Annotated in this window: 5 protein-coding genes; all 5 read right to left on the bottom strand. The window is 73.4% G+C overall.

The features are described 5' to 3' along the window. Window positions 1-59 precede the first annotated feature (59 nt). The 5 genes from OG715_RS09680 to OG715_RS09660 all read right to left on the bottom strand — a co-directional run bounded on the left by OG715_RS09680 (window position 60) and on the right by OG715_RS09660 (window position 22,722). Window positions 60-18,650 carry a type I polyketide synthase gene (locus OG715_RS09680; protein WP_266275507.1) on the bottom strand — a complete coding sequence of 6,197 codons (18,591 nt, stop codon included), beginning with the start codon at window positions 18,648-18,650 and terminating at the stop codon, window positions 60-62. Window positions 18,651-18,970: 320 nt separating this feature from the next. Then, window positions 18,971-19,507: a response regulator transcription factor gene (locus tag OG715_RS09675; protein WP_266275509.1), complete on the bottom strand. Its 537-nt coding sequence runs from the start codon at window positions 19,505-19,507 to the stop codon at window positions 18,971-18,973. A gap of 426 nt (window positions 19,508-19,933) precedes the next feature. Further along, a complete protein-coding gene (locus tag OG715_RS09670; RefSeq protein WP_266275511.1) occupies window positions 19,934-20,143 on the bottom strand; it encodes a ferredoxin in 210 nt (69 codons plus the stop codon). A gap of 2 nt (window positions 20,144-20,145) precedes the next feature. After that, window positions 20,146-21,348 carry a cytochrome P450 gene (locus OG715_RS09665; protein WP_030397510.1) on the bottom strand — a complete coding sequence of 401 codons (1,203 nt, stop codon included), beginning with the start codon at window positions 21,346-21,348 and terminating at the stop codon, window positions 20,146-20,148. A 438-nt stretch (window positions 21,349-21,786) separates the two neighbouring features. Further along, window positions 21,787-22,722, bottom strand: a complete 936-nt coding sequence (locus tag OG715_RS09660) for an oxidoreductase (protein ID WP_266275513.1) — start codon at window positions 22,720-22,722, stop codon at window positions 21,787-21,789. Window positions 22,723-22,793: the final 71 nt, after the last annotated feature.

The following is a 22,793-nucleotide window of genomic DNA, read 5'->3' as shown; positions in this document are numbered from 1 at the left end:
CCTCGGAGACCGCCTTGAGGTACTTCAGCAGTTCTTCTTCGGTGGGCATGGGCTCACTCTCAGATCAGGTCGGTGGGGGCTTCGTCGCCGGACACGGAGATGCCGAGGCTGTTGGTCACGAAGTCGAGGACTTCGGCGGCGCTGGCCGAGGCGAGGCCGGCCGGCTCCTCGGCCGCGGTCCCGGACGGGCCGCCGCTCCACGGCTCCGACAGGTCGCGCAGGGTCTCGGTCAGGGTGGTGCGCTGGGCGCCGGTGAGGTCCAGCGCGGCGAGGTGCGTGCGGATCCTGGCCAGGTCGGCCAGCACCCGTTCGTAGTCCGGCTCCCCGGCGTCCGCGGCTTCGGCGGGCGCCGGGGCGAGGCGGTCGAGCAGATGGTCCGCCAGCTCACGCGGGCTGGGGTGGTCGAACACCGCCGTCACGCCCAGCTTCAGGCCGGTCCGGTCGTTGATCCGGTTGCGCAGTTCGACGGCGGTCAGCGAGTCGAAGCCGAGATCGCGGAAGGCCCCCTCGGGGGAGACCCCGTGGGCGTCCCCGTAGCCGAGGACATGTGCCACGTCCGCCAGGACCAGACCGAGCACCAGCTCGTGCCGCTGCTCGGGCGACAGCCCGCGCAGCCGGTCCGCGAGGGTCTCCTCGGCGACGGCGACGGCTCCCGCCGCGGCCGCCCGGCGACGGGGCGCCGGCACCAGGTCCCGCAGCAGCGGCGGCGCGCTGTCCGCGTCCAGCGCCGCCGGGTCGACGGCCACCGGGACGACCACCGGCCGGGTGCCGAGCAGGGCCCGGTCGAACGCCGCCAACCCCTCCTCGGTCGAGGTCGGCCGCAGACCCGTCCGGGCGATCCGGCCCAGGTCGGCCGCCGCCAGGCCCTCCGTCATCCCGCTCGCCTCCGCCCAGAGGCCCCAGGCGAGGGAGGTGGCGGGGAGTCCGGCCGCGTGCCGCTGCTGTGCCAGTGCGTCGAGATAGGCGTTGGCGGCGGCGTAGTTGGCCTGTCCCGCAGAGCCGAGGACGCCGGCGGCGGAGGAGAAGAGGACGAAGGCGGCGAGGTCGGTGTCGGCGGTGAGGTCGTGCAGGGCGTGGACGGCGTCGGCCTTCGGGCGCAGGACGGTGTCCAGGCGTTCGGGGGTCATGGCCTCCAGGACGCCGTCGTCGAGCACACCGGCGGTGTGGACGACGGCGGTCAGCGGGAACTCCTCCGGGATCTCCCGCAGCACCGCGGCCAGCTGTTCCCGGTCGGCGACGTCGCAGGCCCGTACAGTGACGTGCGCCCCGGTGTCCAGGAGGTCCTGGGGGGCGGCGGTGCCGCTGCGGCTGAGCAGGAGCAGCCGGCGGACGCCGTGCTCGGTGACCAGGTGGCGGGCGACCAGCCGGCCCAGGGTGCCGCTCGCACCGGTGATCAGCACCGTGCCCTCGGGGTCGAGCGCCCGCGGCGCCGCCGGGACGGTCCGGTCCCCGGGTACGTCAGGGTCCGGGGCCGGCGGGGCGGAACGGCTCAGCCGGGGCACCAGTACCTGCCGGCCGCGGACGGCCACCTGGGGCTCGCCCGAGTCGACGGCCAGCGCGAACGCCTCCTCCGACCAGGTGTCGACGTCGATCAGCAGGATCCGGTCGGGATTCTCGGCCTGGGCCGAGCGCAGCAGGCCCCAGACGGCGGCGGTGACCGGGTCGGGCCGCTCCGCCATCGTCCCCTGGGTGACCACGGCGAGCCGGCCGTCGACCGACCCGGACACGGTCAGGAACTTCTGCGTCTGCACCAGGACCTCCGTCAGCCTGGCCCGCAGGTCGCCGCCGGGGGCGACCATGGCGACGGTGACGTCGGCCGGTGCGGAGCCCGGCCGCCCGGCCGGGACGGCCCGCCAGCGCAGGTGCAGCCCGCCGTCCCGGTCCGGGGCGGTCGCGGACATCCGGCGCAGCGTCAGGGCGTCCACGGTGATCACCGGCCGGCCGGTGGTGTCGACGGCGGTGAGCGCGACGGTGTCGTCACCGGCGGCGGCGAGCCGCACCCGGACCGCCGTCGCCCCGGAGGCCTCCAGCGAGACCCCCGCCCAGGAGAACGGCAGCAGCGGCCGCCCGGCGCCGGCGGCGCCCGCGGTGCTCTCCGTCCCGCCGAGCGACGGGACGCCGAGCGTCACGGCGTGCAGGGCCGCGTCGAGCAGGGCCGGGTGGATCCCGAACCCGTCCGGCCGGGAGGGGAGTTCGACCTCCGCGTAGAGGGCGTCGGAGGTCGTCCAGGCGGCCCGCAGGCCCTGGAACACCGGGCCGTAGCCGTAGCCGCGCCCCGCGAGCTCCTCGTACAGCCCCTCGACCGGGACCGGCCGGGCGTCGGCCGGCGGCCAGGGCCAGGCCCCGGCCGGCTGCGCGGGCGCGGAGGACAGCACACCGGTCGCGTGCCGGACCGAGGGCTCGGTGGCCGAGGCCGGTGAGGCCGAGGAGTGCACGGTGACGGACCGGCGGCCCGCCTCGTCCGCGGCGCCGACCGCGACCTGGAGGTACACGGCGGCCTCCGTCGGCAGGACCAGCGGCGCCTCCAGGGTCAGCTCCTCCACCAGCCGGCAGCCCACCGCGTCGGCGGCGTGCAGCGCGAGGTCCAGGAAGGCCGTGCCGGGCAGCAGCACCGTCCCGTCGACCGCGTGGTCGGCGAGCCAGGGGTGCGAGCCGGGCAGCACCCGGCCGGTGAGCACGGCCTGGCCGTCCGGCAGGTGGACGGCGGCGCCGAGCAGCGGGTGCCGGGTGGCGTGCAGGCCGGCGGCCTGGAGGCCGGCCGTCGAGCCGACCGCGTCCTGCCAGTAGCGCTGCCCCGCGAAGACGTGTCCGGGCAGCTCGACCAGACGGCCGCCGGGCACGGTCCGCTCCCACGGCACCGGCACGCCCGCCACGAACTGCCGGGCCAGCGCCTGGGTGAGCGCGAGCGGCTCCGGCCGGCCGGCGGTGAGCGCGGCCACCGCGACGAAGCCGTCCCGGCCGAGCTCCTCGTCGAGGGTGGCGTGCACCATCGGCGTCACCACGGCCTCGGGCCCGACCTCCAGGAAGGCGGTGATGCCGTGTCCGGCCAGGCAGCGCACCCCGTCGGCGAAGCGCACCGCCCCGCGGACGTGGTCCACCCAGTACTGCGGCGTGCCGAACCGCTCGGCGTCGATCAGGCCGCCGGTGACGTTCGACACCACCGGGATCAGCGGCGCCCGGAAGGTCAGGCCCGCCAGCACCTCGGCGAACCCGTCGAGCATCGCGTCCATCCGGTGCGAGTGGAAGGCGTGCGACACCGACAGCCGGCGCACCCGGTGCCCGGCGGCCCGGAAGTGCTCGGCGACCGCGACCGCCGCCTCCTCGTCGCCCGAGACCACCACGGCCAGCGGCCCGTTGACGGCGGCGATCCCGACCGCGTCGGCCAGACCGGCCCCGGCGATGTACGCCTCGGCCTCCTGCTCCGCGGCCTCGATCGCGACCATCGCCCCGCCCGTCGGCAGGGCCTGCATCAGCCGGCCGCGGGCGGCCACCAGGGCGCAGGCGTCGGGCAGCGTGAGCACGCCCGCCGCGTACGCCGCGGTGATCTCGCCCAACGAGTGGCCCATGACGTAGTCGGGCGTCACCCCGCGCTCCTCCAGCAGCGCGAGCAGCGCCACCTCCAGGGCGAACAGGCCGGTCTGGGTGTACACGCTCTGGTTCAGCAGCGCCGCCACCGGGGTGCCGGCCTCGGCGAACACCACGTCGCGCAGCGGGTGTTCGGCGTGGCCGTCGAGCTGCTCGTCCACCGTCCGGCAGACGGCGTCGAACGCCTCGGCGAACACCGGGTACCGCTCGTACAGCTCCCGGCCCATCCCGGCCCGCTGCGAGCCCTGGCCGGAGAACACCATCGCCAGGCCGCCGGCGCCGGCGGCACCCGTGCGGCCGGAGACGACGGCGGGGCTCTCCTCGCCGCGGGCGAGGGCGGCCAGCGCGCCGGTCAGCTCCTCGCGCCCGGTGCCCAGCAGCACGGCGCGGTGGTCCAGCACCGCCCGGCCCACGGCCAGGGTGTGCCCGACGTCGCGAGGGTCGGGGCCGGAGCCGTCGGTCCCGTCGGTGAGCCGTTCCAGCAGGCGGCCGGCCTGCCGGCGCAGCGCGTCCGGGGTCTTCGCCGACAGTGCCCAGGCGACCGCCGGGGCGGCCCCGGGCCTCTCCTGGGCCGGCAGGCCCGCCGGCTCCTCGGGGGCGGCTTCCAGGATGACGTGGGCGTTGGTGCCGCTGATGCCGAAGGAGGAGACGGCGGAGCGTCGCGGGCGGTCGAGTTCGGGCCACTCCTGCTGCTCGGTGAGCAGGCTGACGGCGCCGGACTCCCAGTCGACGTGGTGGGAGGGGGTGCCGGCGTGCAGGGTGCGGGGCATCACGCCGTGGCGCATCGCCTGGACCATCTTGATGATGCCGGCGACGCCGGCGGCGGCCTGGGTGTGGCCGAGGTTGGACTTCAACGAGCCGAGCCAGAGCGGGTGTTCGGCGTCGTGCTCCTGGCCGTAGGTGGCCAGCAGGGCCTGTGCCTCGATCGGGTCGCCGAGCGCGGTGCCGGTGCCGTGCGCCTCGACGACGTCCACGTCCGCGCCGGTCAGCCGGGCGCCGGCCAGCGCGTCCTGGATCACCCGCTGCTGGGCGGGCCCGTTGGGCGCGGTGAGGCCGTTGCTGCCGCCGTCCTGGTTGACGGCGGAGCCCCGGACGACGGCCAGCACCTGGTGGCCGTTGCGGCGCGCGTCGGAGAGGCGTTCGACGACGAGCATGCCGACGCCCTCGGACCAGCCGGCGCCGTCGGCGTCGTCGGAGAAGGCCTTGCAGCGGCCGTCGGGGGACATGGCGCGCTGGCGGGAGAACTCCACGAAGGTGGTCGGCGTGGACATCACCGTCACACCGCCCGCGACGGCGAGCGTGCATTCGCCGTTGCGCAGCGCCTGGGCGGCCAGGTGCAGGGCGACGAGCGAGGAGGAGCAGGCGGTGTCGACCGTCATCGCCGGGCCCTCCAGGCCCAGCAGGTAGGAGATCCGCCCGGACGCCACACTCGACGAGCTGCCGAGCATCCGGAAGCCGTCCATGCCCTCGATCGGCTCGTGCAGCGGCGGCCCGTACTCCATCGCCATCAGGCCGGCGAAGACGCCGGTGCGGCTGCCGCGCAGGGTGGCGGGGTCGATGCCGGCGCGCTCCAGGGCCTCCCAGGAGGTCTCCAGCAGCAGTCGCTGCTGCGGGTCCATCGCGGTCGCCTCGCGCGGGCTGATACCGAAGAACTCCGGCTCGAACACGGCGGCGTCCTGGAGGAATCCGCCCTTGCGCGTGTACGTGCGGCCGACGGCCTCCGGGTCGGGGTCGTAGAGGTTGGCGAGGTCCCAGCCGCGGTCGGTGGGGAAGTCCGAGATGACGTCCGCGCCGTCCAGGGCGGCTCGCCAGAGGTCCTGGGGGGAGGTGATGTCGCCGGGGTATCGGCAGGCCATGCCGACGATGACGATGGGGTCGTGGTCGGTGGTGGTGGTGTGGGTGGTGGGGGTGTGGGTGGTGGTGGTGCCTTGGATGTGTTGGTCGAGGTGGTGGGCGAGGGTGGTGAGGGTGGGGTAGTCGAAGACGAGGGTGGAGGGGAGTCGGAGGCCGGTGGTGTTCTGGAGGCGGGTGCGGAGTTCGAGTCCGGTGAGGGAGTCGAATCCCATGTCGCGGAAGGGGCGTTCGGTGTCGGGGGTGTCGGTGGTGTCGGTGGTGGTGTGGCCGAGGACGGTGTTGATGTGGTGGTGGAGGAGGGTGATGAGGGTGGTGTGGCGTTCCTCGGGGGTGAGGGCGGCCATGTCGGTGGTCCAGGTGCCGGTCTGGGTATGGGTGGTGGCGGTGGGTCGGGTGGGGGTGCGGACGAGGTTGCGGTAGAGGGTGGGGAGGGTGTTCTCCGTGGCGCGGTTGCGGAGGGTGGGGTGGTCGAGTCGGGCGGGGACGAGGGTGGGGTGGGTGGTGGTGAGGGCCCGGTCGAGGAGGTTGAGGCCCTGGGTGGTGGTGAGGGGGGCGAGGCCGGTGCGGGTGAGGCGGCCCAGGTCGGCACTGTCGAGGTGGCCGGTCATGGAGCTGGCGTCGGCCCAGAGGCCCCAGGCGAGGGAGGTGGCGGGGAGTCCGGCCGCGTGTCGTTGCTGTGCCAGTGCGTCGAGGTAGGCGTTGGCGGCGGCGTAGTTGGCCTGCCCTGCGGAGCCGAGGACGCCGGCGGCGGAGGAGAAGAGGACGAAGGCGGCGAGGTCGGTGTCGGCGGTGAGGTCGTGCAGGGCGTGGACGGCGTCGGCCTTGGGTCGCAGGACGGTGTCGAGGCGTTCGGGGGTGAGGGCTTCGAGGACGCCGTCGTCGAGGACGCCTGCGGTGTGGACGACTGCGGTGAGCGGGTGCTCGGTGGGGATGTCGGCCAGGGCGGCGGCGAGTTGGTCGCGGTCGGCGACGTCGCAGGCCCGTACGGTGACGTGCGCCCCGGTGTCCAGGAGGTCCTGGGGGGCGGCGGTGCCGCTGCGGCTGAGCAGGAGCAGCCGGCGGACGCCGTGCTCGGTGACCAGGTGGCGGGCGACCAGCCGGCCGAGGGTGCCGCTCGCGCCGGTGATCAGCACCGTGCCGTTCGGATTCCAGGCCGCTGGTGCGGCGGTGTCCTCCGTGTTCGGGGCGACGAGGGTCAGCCGCGGCGCCAGGACCTCGGAACCGCGCACCGCGACCTGCGGTTCACCGGTGGCGACGGCGGTGGCGAGTGCCGACTCGGACCAGGTGTCGACGTCGATCAGCAGGATGCGGTCGGGGTGTTCGGTCTGGGCGGAGCGGAGCAGGCCCCAGACGGCCGCGGTGACCGGGTCGGGCCGGTCGGTGAGGGAGCCCTGGGTGACGACGGCGAGCCGGGTGTCGTCGTTCGCGCGGTCGCCGAGGAACTGCTGCGTGAGCTCCAGGATTTCGGTGAGCCGATCGCGCAGCTCGCCGCCGGGCGCGACGCGGGCGACGGTGACGCCGCTGGGCGCGGCCGGGTTCTGCGGAGTGGGCAGTTGCGACCAGCCGATCCGGTAGAGCGGTTCGTCGGTGGTGGTGGCGAGCTGGTCGGCGGACATCCGCTGGAGGCGGAGGTCGTCGACGGTGACGACGGGGTGGCCGGTGGTGTCGTAGGCCGTGAGGTGGGCGGCGTTCTCGCTGCGGCGGGTGAGGTGGACGCGCAGGGTGGTGGCGTCGGTGGCGTGCAGCTGCACGCCGTTCCAGGAGAACGGGACCCAGAGGTCACCGGCGGGAAGCGGGTGGAGGGCGGCGTCGAGGAGGGCGGGGTGCAGGGCGAAGCCGTCGGAGTCGGTGGGCAGGACGACCTCGGCGTAGAGGTCCTGGCCCTGCTGCCAGAGCGCGGTGAGGCCCTGGAAGGCCGGCCCGTAGCCGTAGCCCAGAGCGCTGAGGCGCTCGTAGGCATCGGTGGTGTCGATGCGCTGGGCGCCGGTGGGGGGCCAGGTGCCGGTGTAGGGCGCGGGGTTGTCGGTGGGGGTGTCGGTGAGGGTGCCGACGGCGTGGCGGGTCCAGTCGTCGGTGGGGTCGGTGGGGTCGGTGTCGGTGGTGTGGAGGCGGGAGTGGATGGTGACGGTGCGTCGGCCGTCGGTGTCGGGAGAGGCGACGGTGACCTGGATGACGCTCTGGGCGGTGTCGGTGAGGACGAGGGGGCGTTCGAGGGTGAGTTCGTCGAGGACGCGGTGGCCGACCCGGTCGGCGGCGTGCAGGGCGAGCTCGACGAACGCGGTGCCCGGCAGGACGACCGCCCCGAACACGCCGTGGTCGGCGAGCCAGGGATGCATGCCCAGTGACACCTGGCCGGTCAGCACCAGCCCGTCCTGGGAGGCCAGCCGGACGGCGGCGCCCAGCAGCGGGTGCCCGGCCGGGTTCAGCCCGAGCCCGGTCGCGTCCAGGACCGGCTTGGCTGCGGGCAGCCAGTGGCGGCGGTGTTGGAAGGCGTAGGTGGGGAGGTCGGTGAGGTGGCCGGCACCGGTCCAGGGGGTCCAGTCGACGGTGAGGCCGGTGGTGTGGGCTTCGGCGAGGCTGTGGAGGAGGCGGAGTTGTCCGCCTTCGCCGCGGCGCAGGGTGCCGATCGCGTGGACGCCTTCGGTGCCGGTGTTCTCGGCGGCCTGGGTGACGGGTCCGGTGAGGACGGGGTGGGGGCTGGTCTCGACGAAGACGCGGTGGCCGGTGGTGAGCAGCGTGGTGAGGGCGGTGTCGAAGCGGACGGTCTCGCGGAGGTTGGTGAACCAGTAGCCCGCGTCCATCGTCGCGGTGTCGATGGCCTCGCCGGTGACCGTGGAGATCAGGGGTGTGTGGCCGGTGCGCGGTGTCACCGGGGCGAGGAGGTGGAGGAGTTCTTCGCGGAGTTCCTCGACCTGGGGGGAGTGGGAGGCGTAGTCGACGGCGATGCGGCGGGCCTGGATGCCGTCGGTCTCGCAGCGTGCGGCGAGGGTGTCGAGTTCCTCGGGGGTGCCGGAGACGACGACCTGCTCGGGGCCGTTGACGACGGCGATCTGCAGGCCGGCGGTGAGGTGTTCGTGGATGCGTTCCTGGGGGGCGAGGACGGAGAGCATGCCGCCGCGGCCGGAGAGGCGGAGGATGGCGCGGCTGCGCAGGGCGACGATGCGTGCGGCGTCCTGGAGGGTGAGGGCGCCGGCGACGTGGGCGGCGGCTATCTCGCCCTGGGAGTGGCCGACGACGGCGGTGGGCTTGACGCCCAGGGAGCGCCAGAGTTCGGCGAGGGAGACCATGACGGCGAACAGCACGGGTTGGACGACGTCGACCCGGTCGAGGGCGTGGGCGTTGTCGTCGCGGACCACGTCGAGCAGCGACCAGCCGTCGGCGAACGGCTCCAGCGCGGCAGCGCACTCCGTCATCTTCCCGGCGAACACCGGTGAGAAGTCCAGGAGTTCACGCGCCATGCCGATCCACTGCGAACCCTGACCCGGGAACACGAACACCGTTCCCGGGGATCCGGCCCGACCGGTGACGACACCGGCGGAGCTGCCGGTGGAGACGAACTCCTTGAGTCGCTCGGCGAGTTCTTCACGACCGTCACCGACCACGACGGCCCGGTGGTCCAGCAGCGTACGACCGGCCGTGAGGGTGAACGCGACATCGTGCAGGTCGGGTTCGGTTCCGTCGGTGATCCGCTCCAGCAGGCGCGCGGCCTGCTCCGTCAGCGCGGCCTCGCTCCGGGCCGACAGCACCCACGGCACCGCACCGTCACCCGCGACCTCGGCCGACTCCGGCGCGGGCTCATCCGACGCGGCCTCCAGGACCACGTGCGCGTTGGTCCCACCGATGCCGAAGGAGGAGACGGCGGAGCGTCGCGGGCGGTCGAGTTCGGGCCACTCCTGCTGCTCGGTGAGCAGGCTGACGGCGCCGGACTCCCAGTCGACGTGGTGGGAGGGGGTGCCGGCGTGCAGGGTGCGCGGCATCACGCCGTGGCGCATCGCCTCGACCATCTTGATCACGCCCGCGACACCCGCCGCCGCCTGGGTGTGCCCGATGTTGGACTTCACCGACCCGAGCCAGAGCGGCCGTTCGGCGTCGTGCTCCTGGCCGTAGGTGGCCAGCAGGGCCTGTGCCTCGATCGGGTCGCCGAGCGCGGTGCCGGTGCCGTGCGCCTCGACGAGGTCGACATCGGCCGGGGTGAGCCGGGCGTTGGCGAGGGCATCGCGGATGACGCGCTGCTGGGAGGGGCCGTTGGGGGCGGTGAGGCCGTTGCTCGCGCCGTCCTGGTTGACGGCGGAGCCCCGGACGACGGCCAGCACCCGGTGCCCGAGCCGCTCGGCGTCGGAGAGGCGTTCGACGACGAGCATGCCGACGCCCTCGGACCAGCCGGCGCCGTCGGCGTCGTCGGAGAAGGCCTTGCAGCGGCCGTCGGGGGACATGGCGCGCTGGCGGGAGAACTCCACGAAGGTGGTCGGCGTCGCCATGACGGTGACACCGCCGGCCAGCGCCAGCGAGCACTCGCCGTTGCGCAGGGCCTGGACGGCGAGGTGGAGCGTGACCAGCGAGGAGGAGCAGGCGGTGTCCACCGTCATCGCCGGGCCCTCCAGGCCCAGCAGGTAGGAGATCCGCCCGGACGCCACACCACCGCTGCTGCCGGTGATCAGCAGGCCCTCGACGTCCTCGCTCGCCTCCGACAGCCAGGTGCCGTAGTCGTGGTACATCAGGCCGGCGAAGACGCCGGTGCGGCTGCCGCGCAGGGTGGCGGGGTCGATGCCGGCGCGCTCCAGGGCCTCCCAGGAGGTCTCCAGCAGCAGTCGCTGCTGCGGGTCCATCGCGGTCGCCTCGCGCGGGCTGATGCCGAAGAAGTCGGCGTCGAACTCGCTCGCGCCGGAGAGGAATCCGCCCCGGGTTGAGTACGTCTTGCCGGTGCTGCCGGGGTCGGGGTCGTAGAGCCCCGCCGTGTCCCAGCCGCGGTCGGTGGGGAACTCGGAGATGGCGTCGGTGCCGTCGAGCACCGCCTGCCACAGCTGCTGCGGCGAGTCGATCCCCCCGGGCAGGTGGCAGGCCATGCCGACGATGACGATGGGGTCGTGGTCGGTGGTGGTGGTGTGGGTGGTGGGGGTGTGGGTGGTGGTGGTGCCTTGGATGTGTTGGTCGAGGTGGTGGGCGAGGGTGGTGAGGGTGGGGTAGTCGAAGACGAGGGTGGAGGGGAGTCGGAGGCCGGTGGTGTTCTGGAGGCGGGTGCGGAGTTCGAGTCCGGTGAGGGAGTCGAATCCCATGTCGCGGAAGGGGCGTTCGGTGTCGGGGGTGTCGGTGGTGTCGGTGGTGGTGTGGCCGAGGACGGTGTTGATGTGGTGGTGGAGGAGGGTGATGAGGGTGGTGTGGCGTTCCTCGGGGGTGAGGGCGGCCATGTCGGTGGTCCAGGTGCCGGTCTGGGTATGGGTGGTGGCGGTGGGTCGGGTGGGGGTGCGGACGAGGTTGCGGTAGAGGGTGGGGAGGGTGTTCTCCGTGGCGCGGTTGCGGAGGGTGGGGTGGTCGAGTCGGGCGGGGACGAGGGTGGGGTGGGTGGTGGTGAGGGCCCGGTCGAGGAGGTTGAGGCCCTGGGTGGTGGTGAGGGGGGCGAGGCCGGTGCGGGTGAGGCGGCCCAGGTCGGCACTGTCGAGGTGGCCGGTCATGGAGCTGGCGTCGGCCCACAGGCCCCAGGCGAGGGAGGTCGCCGGCAGCCCGGCCGCGTGCCGGTCCTGTGCCAGGGCGTCGAGGTAGGCGTTGGCGGCGGCGTAGTTGGCCTGCCCGGCCGTACCGATGACGCCCGCGACCGAGGAGAAGAGGACGAAGGCGGCGAGGTCGGCCCCGGCGGTCAGCTCGTGCAGGAGGTCGGCGGCGTCCGTCTTGGGCCGCAGGACGTTGGCGAGCTGCTCGACGCCGAGGTTGGTGACGGCGGCGTCGTCGAGGACCCCGGCGGCGTGGACGACGGCGGTGAGCGGGTGCTCGGCCGGAATGCCGGCCAGGGCGGCGGCGAGTTGGTCGCGGTCGGCGACGTCACAGGCCACGAACGCGGGCGTGGCGCCGAGTTCAAGGAGTTCGGCGGCGAACTCCTCGGAGCCCCGGGCGCCGCTGCGGCTGAGCAGGAGCAGCCGGCGGACGCCGTGCTCGGTGACCAGGTGGCGGGCGACCAGTCGGCCGAGGGTGCCGCTCGCACCGGTGATCAGCACCGTGCCGTCCGGGTTCCAAGCCGGTGCCGGGTAGGTGCCGGCGCTTGCGAGAGCGAGCCGGGGGACGAACAGCTGCCCTGCCCGGAAGGCCACTTGGGGCTCGCCGGTGGCAATGGCGGCGGCGAACGCCTCCTCCGACCAGATGTCGACGTCGATCAGCACGATGCGGCCCGGCTGCTCGGTCTGGGCGGAGCGGAGCAGGCCCCAGACGGCCGCGGTGACGGGGTCGGGGTGGTCGGTGAGGGAGCCCTGGGTGACGACGACCAGCCGGGTGTCCTCGTTGGCGGGGTCGGTGAGGAACTGCTGCGTGATCTCCAGCACTTCGGTGAGACGGGTGAAGAGATCGCCTTCGGCCTCGACCCGGGCGAGCGCGATGTCCTCCGGCACGACGGGACTCTGCGGACGCGGGATCTCGTGCCAACGAAGCTCGTACAGCGGTTCGTCGGTGGTGGTGGCGAGCTGGTCGGCGGACATCGGCTGGAGGCGGAGGTCGTCGACGGTGACGACGGGGTGGCCGGTGGTGTCGTAGGCGGTGAGACGGGCCGCGCCTTCGCCCCGGCGGGTGAGGTGGACGCGCAGAGTGGTGGCGTCGGTGGCGTGCAGCTGCACGCCGTTCCAGGAGAAGGGGACCAGGAGTTCGTCGGCGAGCAGCGGGTGGAGGGCGGCGTCGAGGAGGGCGGGGTGCAGGGCGAAGCCGTCGGTGCCGGTCGGCAGGACGACCTCGGCGTAGAGGTCCTGGCCCTGCTGCCAGAGCGCGGTGAGGCCCTGGAAGGTGGGGCCGTAGCCGTAGCCGACCGTGCTGAGCCGCTGGTAGCTGTCTGTGGTGTCGATGCGCTGGGCGCCGGTGGGGGGCCAGGTGCCGGTGTAGGGCGCGGGGGTAGTGGGGGTGTCGCTGAGGGTGCCGACGGCGTGGCGGGTCCAGTCGTCGGTGGGGTCGGTGGGGTCGGTGTCGGTGGTGTGGGGGCGGGAGTGGATGGTGACGGTGCGTCGGCCGTCGGTGTCGGGAGAGGCGACGGTGACCTGGATGACACTGTGGGCGGTGTCGGTGAGGACGAGGGGGCGTTCGAGGGTGAGTTCGTCGAGGACGCGGTGGCCGACCCGGTCGGCGGCGTGCAGGGCGAGTTCGACGAACGCGGTGCCCGGCAGGACGACCGTCCCGAACACGGCATGGTCCGCGAGCCACGGGTGGCTCGACAGCGAGATCCGCCCGGTCAGGACGCTCTCGCCATTGGCGAGTTGCAGCGAAGCGCCGAGCAGCGGGTGGTCGACCGTACCCAGGCCGATGGAACCGACGTCGGTGGCCGTGGCGCTCGCCGGCAGCCAGTGGCGGCGGTGTTGGAAGGCGTAGGTGGGGAGGTCGGTGAGGCGGCCGGCACCGGTCCAGGGGGTCCAGTCGACGGTGAGGCCGGTGGTGTGGGCTTCGGCGAGGCTGTGGAGGAGGCGGTGCTGTCCGCCTTCGCCGCGGCGCAGGGTGCCGATCGCGTGGACGCCTTCGGTGCCGGTGTTCTCGGCGGCCTGGGTGACGGGGCCGGTGAGGACCGGGTGGGGGCTGGTTTCGACGAAGACGCGGTGGCCGGTGGTGAGCAGCGTGGTGAGGGCGGTGTCGAAGCGGACGGTCTCGCGGAGGTTGGTGAACCAGTAGGCGGCGTCCATGGTGGCGGTGTCGATGGCTTCGCCGGTGACGGTGGAGATCAGGGGTGTGTGGCCGGTGCGGGGGGTGACGGGGGCGAGGAGGTGGAGGAGTTCTTCGCGGAGTTCCTCGACCTGGGGGGAGTGGGAGGCGTAGTCGACGGCGATGCGGCGGGCCTGGATGCCGTCGGTCTCGCAGCGTGCGGCGAGGGTGTCGAGTTCCTCGGGGGCGCCGGAGACGACGACCTGTTCGGGGCCGTTGACGACGGCGATCTGCAGGCCGGCGGTGAGGTGTTCGTGGATGCGTTCCTGGGGGGCGAGGACGGAGAGCATGCCGCCGCGGCCGGAGAGGCGGAGGATGGCGCGGCTGCGCAGGGCGACGATGCGTGCGGCGTCGTCGAGGGTGAGGGCGCCGGCGACGTGGGCGGCGGCTATCTCGCCCTGGGAGTGGCCGACGACGGCGGTGGGCTTGACGCCCAGGGAGCGCCAGAGTTCGGCGAGGGAGACCATGACGGCGAACAGCACGGGCTGCACGACGTCGACCCGGTCGAGGGAGCCCTCCTCGCCGTCACGCACGACATCGAGCAGCGACCAGCCGTCGGCGAACGGCTCCAGCGCGGCAGCGCACTCCGTCATCTTCCCGGCGAACACCGGTGAGAAGTCCAGGAGTTCACGCGCCATACCGATCCACTGCGAACCCTGACCCGGGAACACGAACACGGCACCGTTCACCGAACCCGGTCCGACCCGGCCGGAGATCACTCCGGCGGAGGCGCCAGCGGTGGTGAACTCCCTTAGCCGCTCGACCAGTTCGTCCCGGTCGTCGCCGACCACGACGGCCCGGTGGTCCAGCAGGGCGCGACCGGCCGTGAGGGTGAACGCGACATCGTGCAGGTCGGGTTCGGTTCCGTCGGTGATCCGCTCCAGCAGGCGCGCGGCCTGCTCCGTCAGCGCGGTTTCGCTCCGGGCCGACAGCACCCACGGCACCGGACCGTCACCCGCGGCGCTGTCACCCGCTGCCCCGGGCGACCCCGCCACCGGCGCCTCCGTCCCGGCGGCCGGCTCCTCGGGGGCGGCTTCCAGGATGACGTGGGCGTTGGTGCCGCTGATGCCGAAGGAGGAGACGGCGGAGCGGCGCGGGCGGTCCGACTCGGGCCAGTCGCGCTGCTCGGTGAGCAGGCTGACGGCGCCGGACTCCCAGTCGACGTGGTGCGACGGGGTGTCGGCGTGCAGGGTGCGTGGCATCACGCCGTGGCGCATCGCCTCGATCATCTTGATCACACCGGCGACGCCGGCGGCGGCCTGGGTGTGGCCGATGTTGGACTTCAACGAGCCGAGCCAGAGCGGCTGTTCGGCCTCGCGGCCCTGGCCGTAGGTGGCCAGCAGGGCCTGTGCCTCGATCGGGTCGCCCAGGGTCGTGCCGGTGCCGTGAGCCTCCACGGCGTCGACGTCGGCCGCGCCCAGCCGGGCGTTCGCCAGCGCGCCCCGGATCACCCGCTGCTGGGAGGGGCCGTTGGGGGCGGTGAGGCCGTTGCTGCCGCCGTCCTGGTTGACGGCGGAGCCCCGGACGACGGCCAGCACCTGGTGGCCGTTGCGCCGCGCGTCGGAGAGGCGTTCGACGACCAGCAGGCCGACGCCCTCGCCCCAGCCGGTGCCGTCGGCGTCGTCGGAGAAGGCCTTGCAGCGGCCGTCGGCGGCGAGGCCGCGCTGACGGGAGAACTCCACGAACATGCCGGGCGTGGAGAGCACCGTGACACCGCCGGCCAGCGCCAGCGAGCACTCGCCGTTGCGCAGGGCCTGGACGGCCAGGTGCAGGGCGACGAGCGAGGAGGAGCAGGCGGTGTCGACCGTCATCGCCGGGCCCTCCAGGCCCAGCAGGTAGGAGATCCGCCCGGACGCCACACTGGTGGTGGTGCCGGTGAGGCGGAAGCCCTCGGTGCCGTCGACGGGCGCGTTCAGCCGCGGGCCGTACTCCATGCCCATCGCACCGACGAAGACGCCGGTGCGGCTTCCGCGCAGCCCGTCGGGGTTGACGCCGGCCCGTTCCAGGGCCTCCCAGGCGGTCTCGAGCAGCAGCCGCTGCTGCGGGTCCATCGCGGCGGCCTCGCGCGGGCTGATGCCGAAGAAGTCGGCGTCGAACTCGCTCGCCCCGGAGAGGAACCCGCCGTGGCGGGCGTAGCTGGTGCCGGGGTTGGCCGGGTCCGGGTGGTAGAGGCCGGCCAGGTCCCAGCCGCGGTCGGTGGGGAACTCGGAGATGGCGTCGGTGCCGTCGAGCACCGCCTGCCACAGCTGCTGCGGCGAGTCGATCCCCCCGGGCAGGTGGCAGGCCATGCCGACGACCGCGATCGGATCCTCGTCGGTGGCGGCGACCGGGGCGGCGGTCGGCCGGTCCTCGTCGGCGTCCAGTACGCCGACGATCCGCTCGTGCAGGTACGCGGTGAGGGCGTTCGGCGTCGGGTAGTCGAAGAGCACGCTGGCGGGCAGCCGCAGGCCGGTCGCCGAGGCGAGCCGGTTGCGCAGCTGCACGGAGAGCACGGAGTCGAAGCCCAGGTCGCGGAAGGTCTCGTCGGCGGCGAAGCCGGTCCCGCCGGTGCTCCCGGCCAGGTGCTCGGTGAGCCAGCGGCGCAGGAAGCCCTCGGGCTCGGTGCGGATCCGGTCGCGCAGGGCGAGGGTCGCGGAGCTGAGGTGCTGTTCGGCGGCGGGCGCGGCGGGGCGCTCGTCGAGCCAGTAGCGCTCGCGCTGGAAGGCGTAGGTCGGAAGGTCGACGGTCGGTGCCGCGCCGATGATCCCGGCCCAGTCGACGGTCGCACCGGAGACCCAGGCCTGGGCGAGGCCGGTGAGCAGGGTCTGCGGCTCGGGACGGTCGCGGTGCTGGAGCGCCACGGCGAGTTCGGTCTCGTCGGGCCGGACCAGCGGGGTCAGGGTGGCGTCGGGACCGAGTTCGACGAACCGGGTGACGCCCAGCTCGCGGCAGGCGGTGATCGCGTCGTGGAAGCGGACCGTCGCGCCGACGTGCCCGATCCAGTACTCCTCGGTCATCGGAGTGCCGGTGCGGCCGGTGACGGTGGAGACGATCGGGATGCTCGGCTCGGAGACGGTGAGACCGTCGATCCGGCGGGCGTACTCGTCGAGCATGGGCAGGGTGAGCGGCGAGTGGGCGGCGTTCCGGACCCGGAGCCGGGTGGTGCGGCGGCCGCGGTCGCGGAAGTCGTCGGCGATCCGGGCCACCGACTCCTCGGCGCCGGAGAGGACGACCGAGGCCGGCCCGTTGATGACGCCGATGGAGACGTCGGTGACGCCGTCGAGCGCGGCGAGCGCCTCCTCCTCGGTCGCCTCGACGGCGATCATGGCGCCGCCGGCGGGCAGGGCCTCCATCAGTTCGCCGCGGGCGGCGGCGAGCGCGGCCGCCTCGGGCAGCGAGAGGGCGCCGGAGACGTGGGCGGCGACGATCTCGCCGAAGGAGTGGCCGACCAGCAGGTCCGGTTCGACGCCCCAGGAGGTGACCAGGCGGTAGAGGGCGACCTGGAAGGCGAACAGGGCGGGCTGCATGCGGCGCATGCCGTCCAGGGCGGCCGCGGCGTCGGCGCGCTCGCCGAACAGCACCTCGCGCAGGCCGAGGGCGGGGTCGAGGTGGGCGAGCACCTCGTCGAGGGCCTCGGCGAACACCGGGTGAGCGGCGTACAGTTCACGGCCCATGCCGACCCGGTGGGCGCCGCCGCCGGCGAACAGGAAGGCCGTGCGCCCGGCCGGGGCGGCGAGGCCGCTGACGGCCTCCTCGTGCAGGCGCTCCAGGCGGGCGGTGAGGTCGGAGCGGTCGGTGCCGAGGACGACGGCGCGGTGCTCGAAGACCGAGCGGCCGGTGGCCAGCGAGCGGGCGATCCCGGCGGCGTCGGCCTCGGCCGCTCCGGCGGTGGCGTCCAGGTGGGCGAGCAGCTTGCCGGCCTGCGCCTCCAGCGCGCGGCCGGAGCGGGCGGAGAGCACCCACGGCAGCGGGCCCCGCGCGGTGGCAGGCGTGGTGGCGGTGGCCGTCGAGGCGGTGCCGACCTGCGCGGCACCGCCCGCCGGGGCGGCGACGTCCGTCGGGTGGCCGGCGTAGGGCCCCTCGGTGAGCACGACGTGGCAGTTGGTGCCGCCGATGCCGAACGAGCTGACACCGGCGACCAGCGGGACCTCCGGGTCCGGCCAGGCGTCGAGTTCGGTCTGCACCCGGAGGTTCAGCTCGTCGAGCGGGATCGCCGGGTTGGCGGTGCGGAAGTGCAGGCTGGCGGGCAGCCGGCGGTGGCGCAGCGCCAGCGCGGCCTTCAGCAGGCCGACGATGCCGGCCGCGGCCTCCAGGTGCCCGATGTTGGTCTTGACCGAGCCGACCCGCAGCGGCCGGCGGCCGTCGGCGCCGCGGCCGATCACCGCGGACACCGCGGCAGCCTCGACCGGGTCGCCCACGGGGGTTCCGGTGCCGTGGAGCTCGACGTACTGGACGGCCTCGGTACCGATCCCGGCGTTGGCGTAGGCCTGCCGCAGGACCTGCTGCTGGCCCGCGACGTCGGGGTCGCTGAGCCGCTCCCCGCCGCCGTCGTTGTTGACGGCGCTGCCCCGGATCACGCAGTAGACGGGGTCGCCGTCCGCGACGGCCTGCGCGAGCGGCTTGAGCAGGACCACGCCGCCGCCCTCGCCGCGGACGAAGCCGTCGGCGCTCTCGTCGAACACGGCGCAGCGGCCCTTGGCGGAGAGGGCGCCGAGGCCGGCGGCGGCCCGCATGCCGTCCGGGGAGAGGATCAGGTTGACGCCGCCGGCGAAGGCGAGGTCGGACTCGCCGCGGCGGATGCTCTCGCAGGCGAGGTGGACGGCGACCAGGGAGGAGGCCTGGGCCGCGTCGACGGCGAGGCTGGGGCCCTGGAGGCCGAGGGTCCAGGAGACCCGGTTGGCCACGACGGCCCGGTGCCGGCCGGTGAAGTCGTGCAGTTCGCCGTGGCCGGCCCGGTCGCCGCGGGCGGCGAGGGCGGCGTAGTCGTCCGAGGAGACGCCGACGAACACGCCGGTGCGCGAGCCGCGCAGCCGGTGGTCGGGCAGCCCGGCGTCCTCCATGGCCTCCCAGACGAGTTCCAGGGCGAGGCGCTGCTGCGGGTCCATGGCCGCGGCCTCGTCGGGCCCGACGCCGAAGAAGGCGGCGTCGAAGGTGCCGACCTCGTCGAGGAAGCCGCCGGTCCAGGAAGCGCCGCCGGGGCCGCGCTGCTCCGGCCAGGGGGAGAGGGCGTCGGTGCCCTCCGTCAGGAGTCGCCAGAACGCGGCCGGACCCGATGCCGAGGGGACCCGACAGGAGGCTCCGATCACGGCGATGGCGGTGTCGTGGGTGCTGCCGATCGTCTGGTCACCGGACATGGAGGGCTTCATACCGGGAGTATCCGTTTCCGGACCGGACCGGGACTTCCGCCAGAGGAACGGCAGGGGAGCAGGGCTTCGGTGCAGGATCGGCGGCGCGAAACCAGGACTTTAGGCCAAGACGGGAGACCTGGTCCCGGTGGCCGGGCCGGTGCCGCGGGTCCGGTGCCGCGGGTCCGCCGACCGTCGGAGGCCGGGTCAGTCTTCCCACCGGGGAGCGGTGTTGAACGCGGGCACGACAGCGGGGCGCCCGCACGGTGGTTCCGTGCGGGCGCCCCGCTGTCGTAGGGTCGTCCTCCTCGCCGGCCGCGGCCGTGGTCTCACATGGCCGCGGCCGAGGCGATCAGCTGCGCCCGGGAGGCCATGTGGGCCTTCGCGAGCACATTGGAGACGTGGAACTTGACGGTCTTTTCACTCAGGCCCAGCCGACGAGCGATCTCCTTGTTGGCCATGCCCCGCCGCACCAGCTGGAGCACCTCGGACTCGCGCGAAGTCAAGGGTGCGTGGGTGGGGACCACCGAGAGGGGGCGGGGCAGTGTGTCCCGCACGAACCGGAGGAGCAGGCCGCTGAGGCCGGGGGAGACGTAGCAGTCGCCGGTGGTGGCCCGGCGGACCGCTTCGACCAGGACCTCCTCGGGATCGTCGGAGTGCACGACGGCACGCACGTTGGCCTCGGTCAGACGGATCCAGTCGGCCGCGGTCTCGGCGTCCTCCACGACGACCACCAGGGCGGTGTCGAGGGCGGTCAGCTCGTGCAGGTGGTCGGTCTGCTTCCGGGCTTCGAGCACCACGACGTCCGGTTCGCGCACCGCCGTCGCCGTCAGCAGCCCGATGATGTCCGCCGCCTCGCCGACCACGGTCAGTGCGTCGTCCTGCTTCAGTGCCCCACGAATGCCCAGTCGTGCGTAGGGGTGTCTACTGCATACAAATACTCGTGTCTGGCTGCTGCCACTATCCAACTTTTCCGCTCTCCTGTTATGTGGGCACACAGGGGTGAGGGGCGGGGCCGGTCGGGCGCGGAAGATCGCCGCTCCGTGCTCGGTCCGCATTTCCGGGCAGCGCGAAACAGCGGTCGCGCGGCGCGGTGAAATGGACAGTAAAAGACGTTCTCGAAATCGCCGGGAAATCCGTTGAGAACCGCTTCGGATGCGCTGTGCATCCGGGCCGGATCCGGCCGCCCGTGCGGGAGAATTCTGCGGGCGACCGGATTCCGGACAGCGGTGCGGGATGGCAGGCGGATTGTCGAGACGCGGTCTGCTCGCCCCCGTGCAGTGCTGCGTCTGTCAGTCCGTCGAATTCCGGCGGGAGATCTCGATGGCGCCCACCGGACACAGCTGGGCGGCGCGTTCGACCGCCTCCCGGAGGTGCTCCGGCGGCTGGGAGATCCGCAGCAGCACCATGCCGTCCCGACTGTCCTGGTCGAACACGTCGGGCACGGTCTCCACGCAGTTGCCGGACCCGCAGCACAGGTCCCGGTCGACAGTGATGTGCATGGTCACCACGTCACCGGCAGTTCGCCCAGCCCGAAGGTGACCGCCTCGTGGCGCTTCGGGACGTCCGCCAGGGTCGTCTCCGACCGGAGGCCGGGGAACTGCTTGGCCAGCTGGACCAGGGCGATCCGAAGCTCGGCCCGGGCCAGTGGCTGGCCGATGCACTGGTGCAGGCCGAAGCCGAACGCCATGTGCCGGTGCGCCTCGTTGCGCCGGGGGTCGAAGAACTCGGGGTCGTGGAAGACCGACTCGTCCCGGTTGGCCATCGACAGCATCGCCACGACGCTCTCGCCGGCCTTGATCTCCCGGCCGCCGATGACGGCGTCCTCCAGCGCGAGCCGCGGGAGACCGGTCCGGACGACGGTGCAGTACCGGAGCAGTTCCTCGACGAGGTTGGGCGCCAGGCCCGGGTCCTCGCGCAGGGCGTCCAGGTGCTCGGGGTGCTCCAGCAGGGCCAGCGCCGACATCCCGATCATGTTCGCGGTGGTCTCGTGGCCCGCCACCAGCAGCAGCATGGCCATGCTCAGGAGCTCCTCCTCCTTGAGCTCCCCCGGGATCACGCGCTCGGTCACCAGCCGGCTGAGCAGGTCCTCGCCGGGGTGGGTCCGCTTGTGCGTGATCAGGTCGCCCAGCAGGCCGTTCAGGGCCTCCATGGCGGCGCCGACCTCGGCCGGACCGGAGTTCCGGTCCATGATCGCGCGGCTGTGGTGCTGGAAGAAGTCGTGGTCCGAGTAGGGCACGCCGAGCAGGTGGCAGATCGTCATCGACGGCACCGGCAGCGCGAACTCGTTCATCAGGTCGGCCGGCGGGCCGATCTCGCGCATGCGGCCGAGGGCCTCGTTGACGGTCTCCTCGATCAGCGGCTCGATCCGCCGGATGTTCTTGATCATGAACTCGGCGGTCAGCATGCGCCGGAAGCGGCTGTGGGCGTCGCCGTCCATGAAGATGAACAGCCCGGACGCGCCCTCGCGCGTCGGCGGGATCGGGTTGAGGACCGGGAACCCGGGGCGGTACTGGTCGGAGCTGAAGCCCGGGTGGCGCAGCAGCTGCCGCACGTCCTCGTGCTTGGTGATCAGCCAGGCCCAGCCGCCGAAGGGGAGTCTGATTCTGCCGGTCGACTCGTCGAGGTGCTTCAGGTCGTAATCTCTGACCGGAATGAACGGGTCGTCGTCCGACCCGATGAACGGGAACGCCGGAAAGGCGGTCACATCAACGCTTGCTACTTCCCCCACTTTTACCCCCGTGGATGGAGCTTGACATTGAGCCATCACCCTAACAGGTCGTCATCGGACGGATCTTCGATAGTGATCCACCTCACATGCCCCTGGCGGTTGACTCGGGGAAAGCCGTTGATTCGTCGGAGAAGAGGCTCCGGGAAGCGGTCGGAGGTATTCCGTTCGTGATGGTCGGAGGGGGCTGTGGAATTGTTCAGGCGAGATCGTGAATGGGAATGCCGAGATTCCCGGTGCCGCCGCGGGGAGAACGGGGAGCCGGGGTCCGGGAGATGTGAACGAGTTGTTCCCGCGGGGGGCGCGGGCGGTGCGGGGGTGCGGGTGGTGCGGGGGTACGGGTGGTGCAGGGGCCGACGCGCATGCCGGGGGCGTCACGCGCGGCGGCCCCTGGTACGGGTGCCGGGGCCGGTCGGGTCAGGCGACGGCGGGGAAGGCGAACCGGACGGCGGTCAGCCGCTCCGACAGCTCCCACAGGCGCTTGCCGGTCTCGGCGTCGGCGGCCGACGGGGCCAGCTGGACCACCTTCGGCGTGCCGCGCAGCTCGGCCATCCCGTCGGGTCCGATGAACTGTCCGGACTCGACCTCCGCGGCGGTGGCGGCGAACAGTTGGGGCAGCGCGCCCTGGTCCGGGGCCTGGGCGAGCGGGGTGAGGATGCGGCCGAAGAGCACCTTGACCATGCCGACCGGGGAACTGGTCTGGAGGTTGGTGGCGGTGTAGCCGGGGTGCGCGAGCAGGCTGCGGACCGGGCTGCCGGCCGCGGCGAGACGCTGGTGGAGCTCCCAGCCGAACACGGCGTTGGCGAACTTCGACTGGTTGTAGTAGCCCATCGGCGAGTACTTGCGCTCGCCGGAGAGGTCGTCGAAGAAGACCTTGCCCTGCCGGTGGTTGGTCGAGCTCACCGTGACCACCCGCGGGTCCTTGCCCTCGGCCAGCAGGTCGAGCAGCAGTCCGGTGAGCGCGAAGTGGCCGAGGTGGTTGGCGGCGAACTGGATCTCGTGGCCCTGCGCGTTCAGCGTCCGCGGCGGCGCCATCACGCCCGCGTTGTTGACGAGGACGTCCGGGCGGGTCCCGTCGGCGCGCAGCCGTTCGGCGAAGGCGCGGACCGAGTCGAGGTCGGCCAGGTCGAGGCGGCGGACCTCCAGGCGGGCGCCCGGCTGTGCGGCCGTGATCTCGGCGGCGGCCCGCCGGCCCTTGGCCTCGTCGCGGACGGCGAGGATCACCTGGCCGCCCTTGCGGGCGATCGCCCGGGTGGTCGCCAGGCCGAGGCCGCTGTTCGCCCCGGTGACGACGAACACCCGCCCCGTCTGGTCCGGAATCCGATCGGCGGTCCAGCCCTGCTGCTTCGTCATGCGTCACACGCTGCCCTACCTGTCACCGAGTGTCAAGTGCGCCCTTGTGGGTCAAAGGCGGCGCGGCGTGT

Source organism: Kitasatospora purpeofusca (assembly GCF_036010405.1).
GTDB lineage: Bacteria > Actinomycetota > Actinomycetes > Streptomycetales > Streptomycetaceae > Kitasatospora > Kitasatospora purpeofusca.
The sequence above is the reverse complement of the archived record's forward strand: the minus strand, read 5'-3'. Positions and strand labels throughout refer to the sequence as shown.

Bases quoted from the DNA above. Each gene is read 5' to 3' on its own strand.
- OG715_RS09680 (WP_266275507.1), bottom strand. From the start codon at position 18,650: ATGTCCGGTGACCAGACGATCGGCAGCACCCACGACACCGCCATCGCC.
- OG715_RS09660 (WP_266275513.1), bottom strand. From the start codon at position 22,722: ATGACGAAGCAGCAGGGCTGGACCGCCGATCGGATTCCGGACCAGACG.
- OG715_RS09670 (WP_266275511.1), bottom strand. From the start codon at position 20,143: ATGCACATCACTGTCGACCGGGACCTGTGCTGCGGGTCCGGCAACTGC.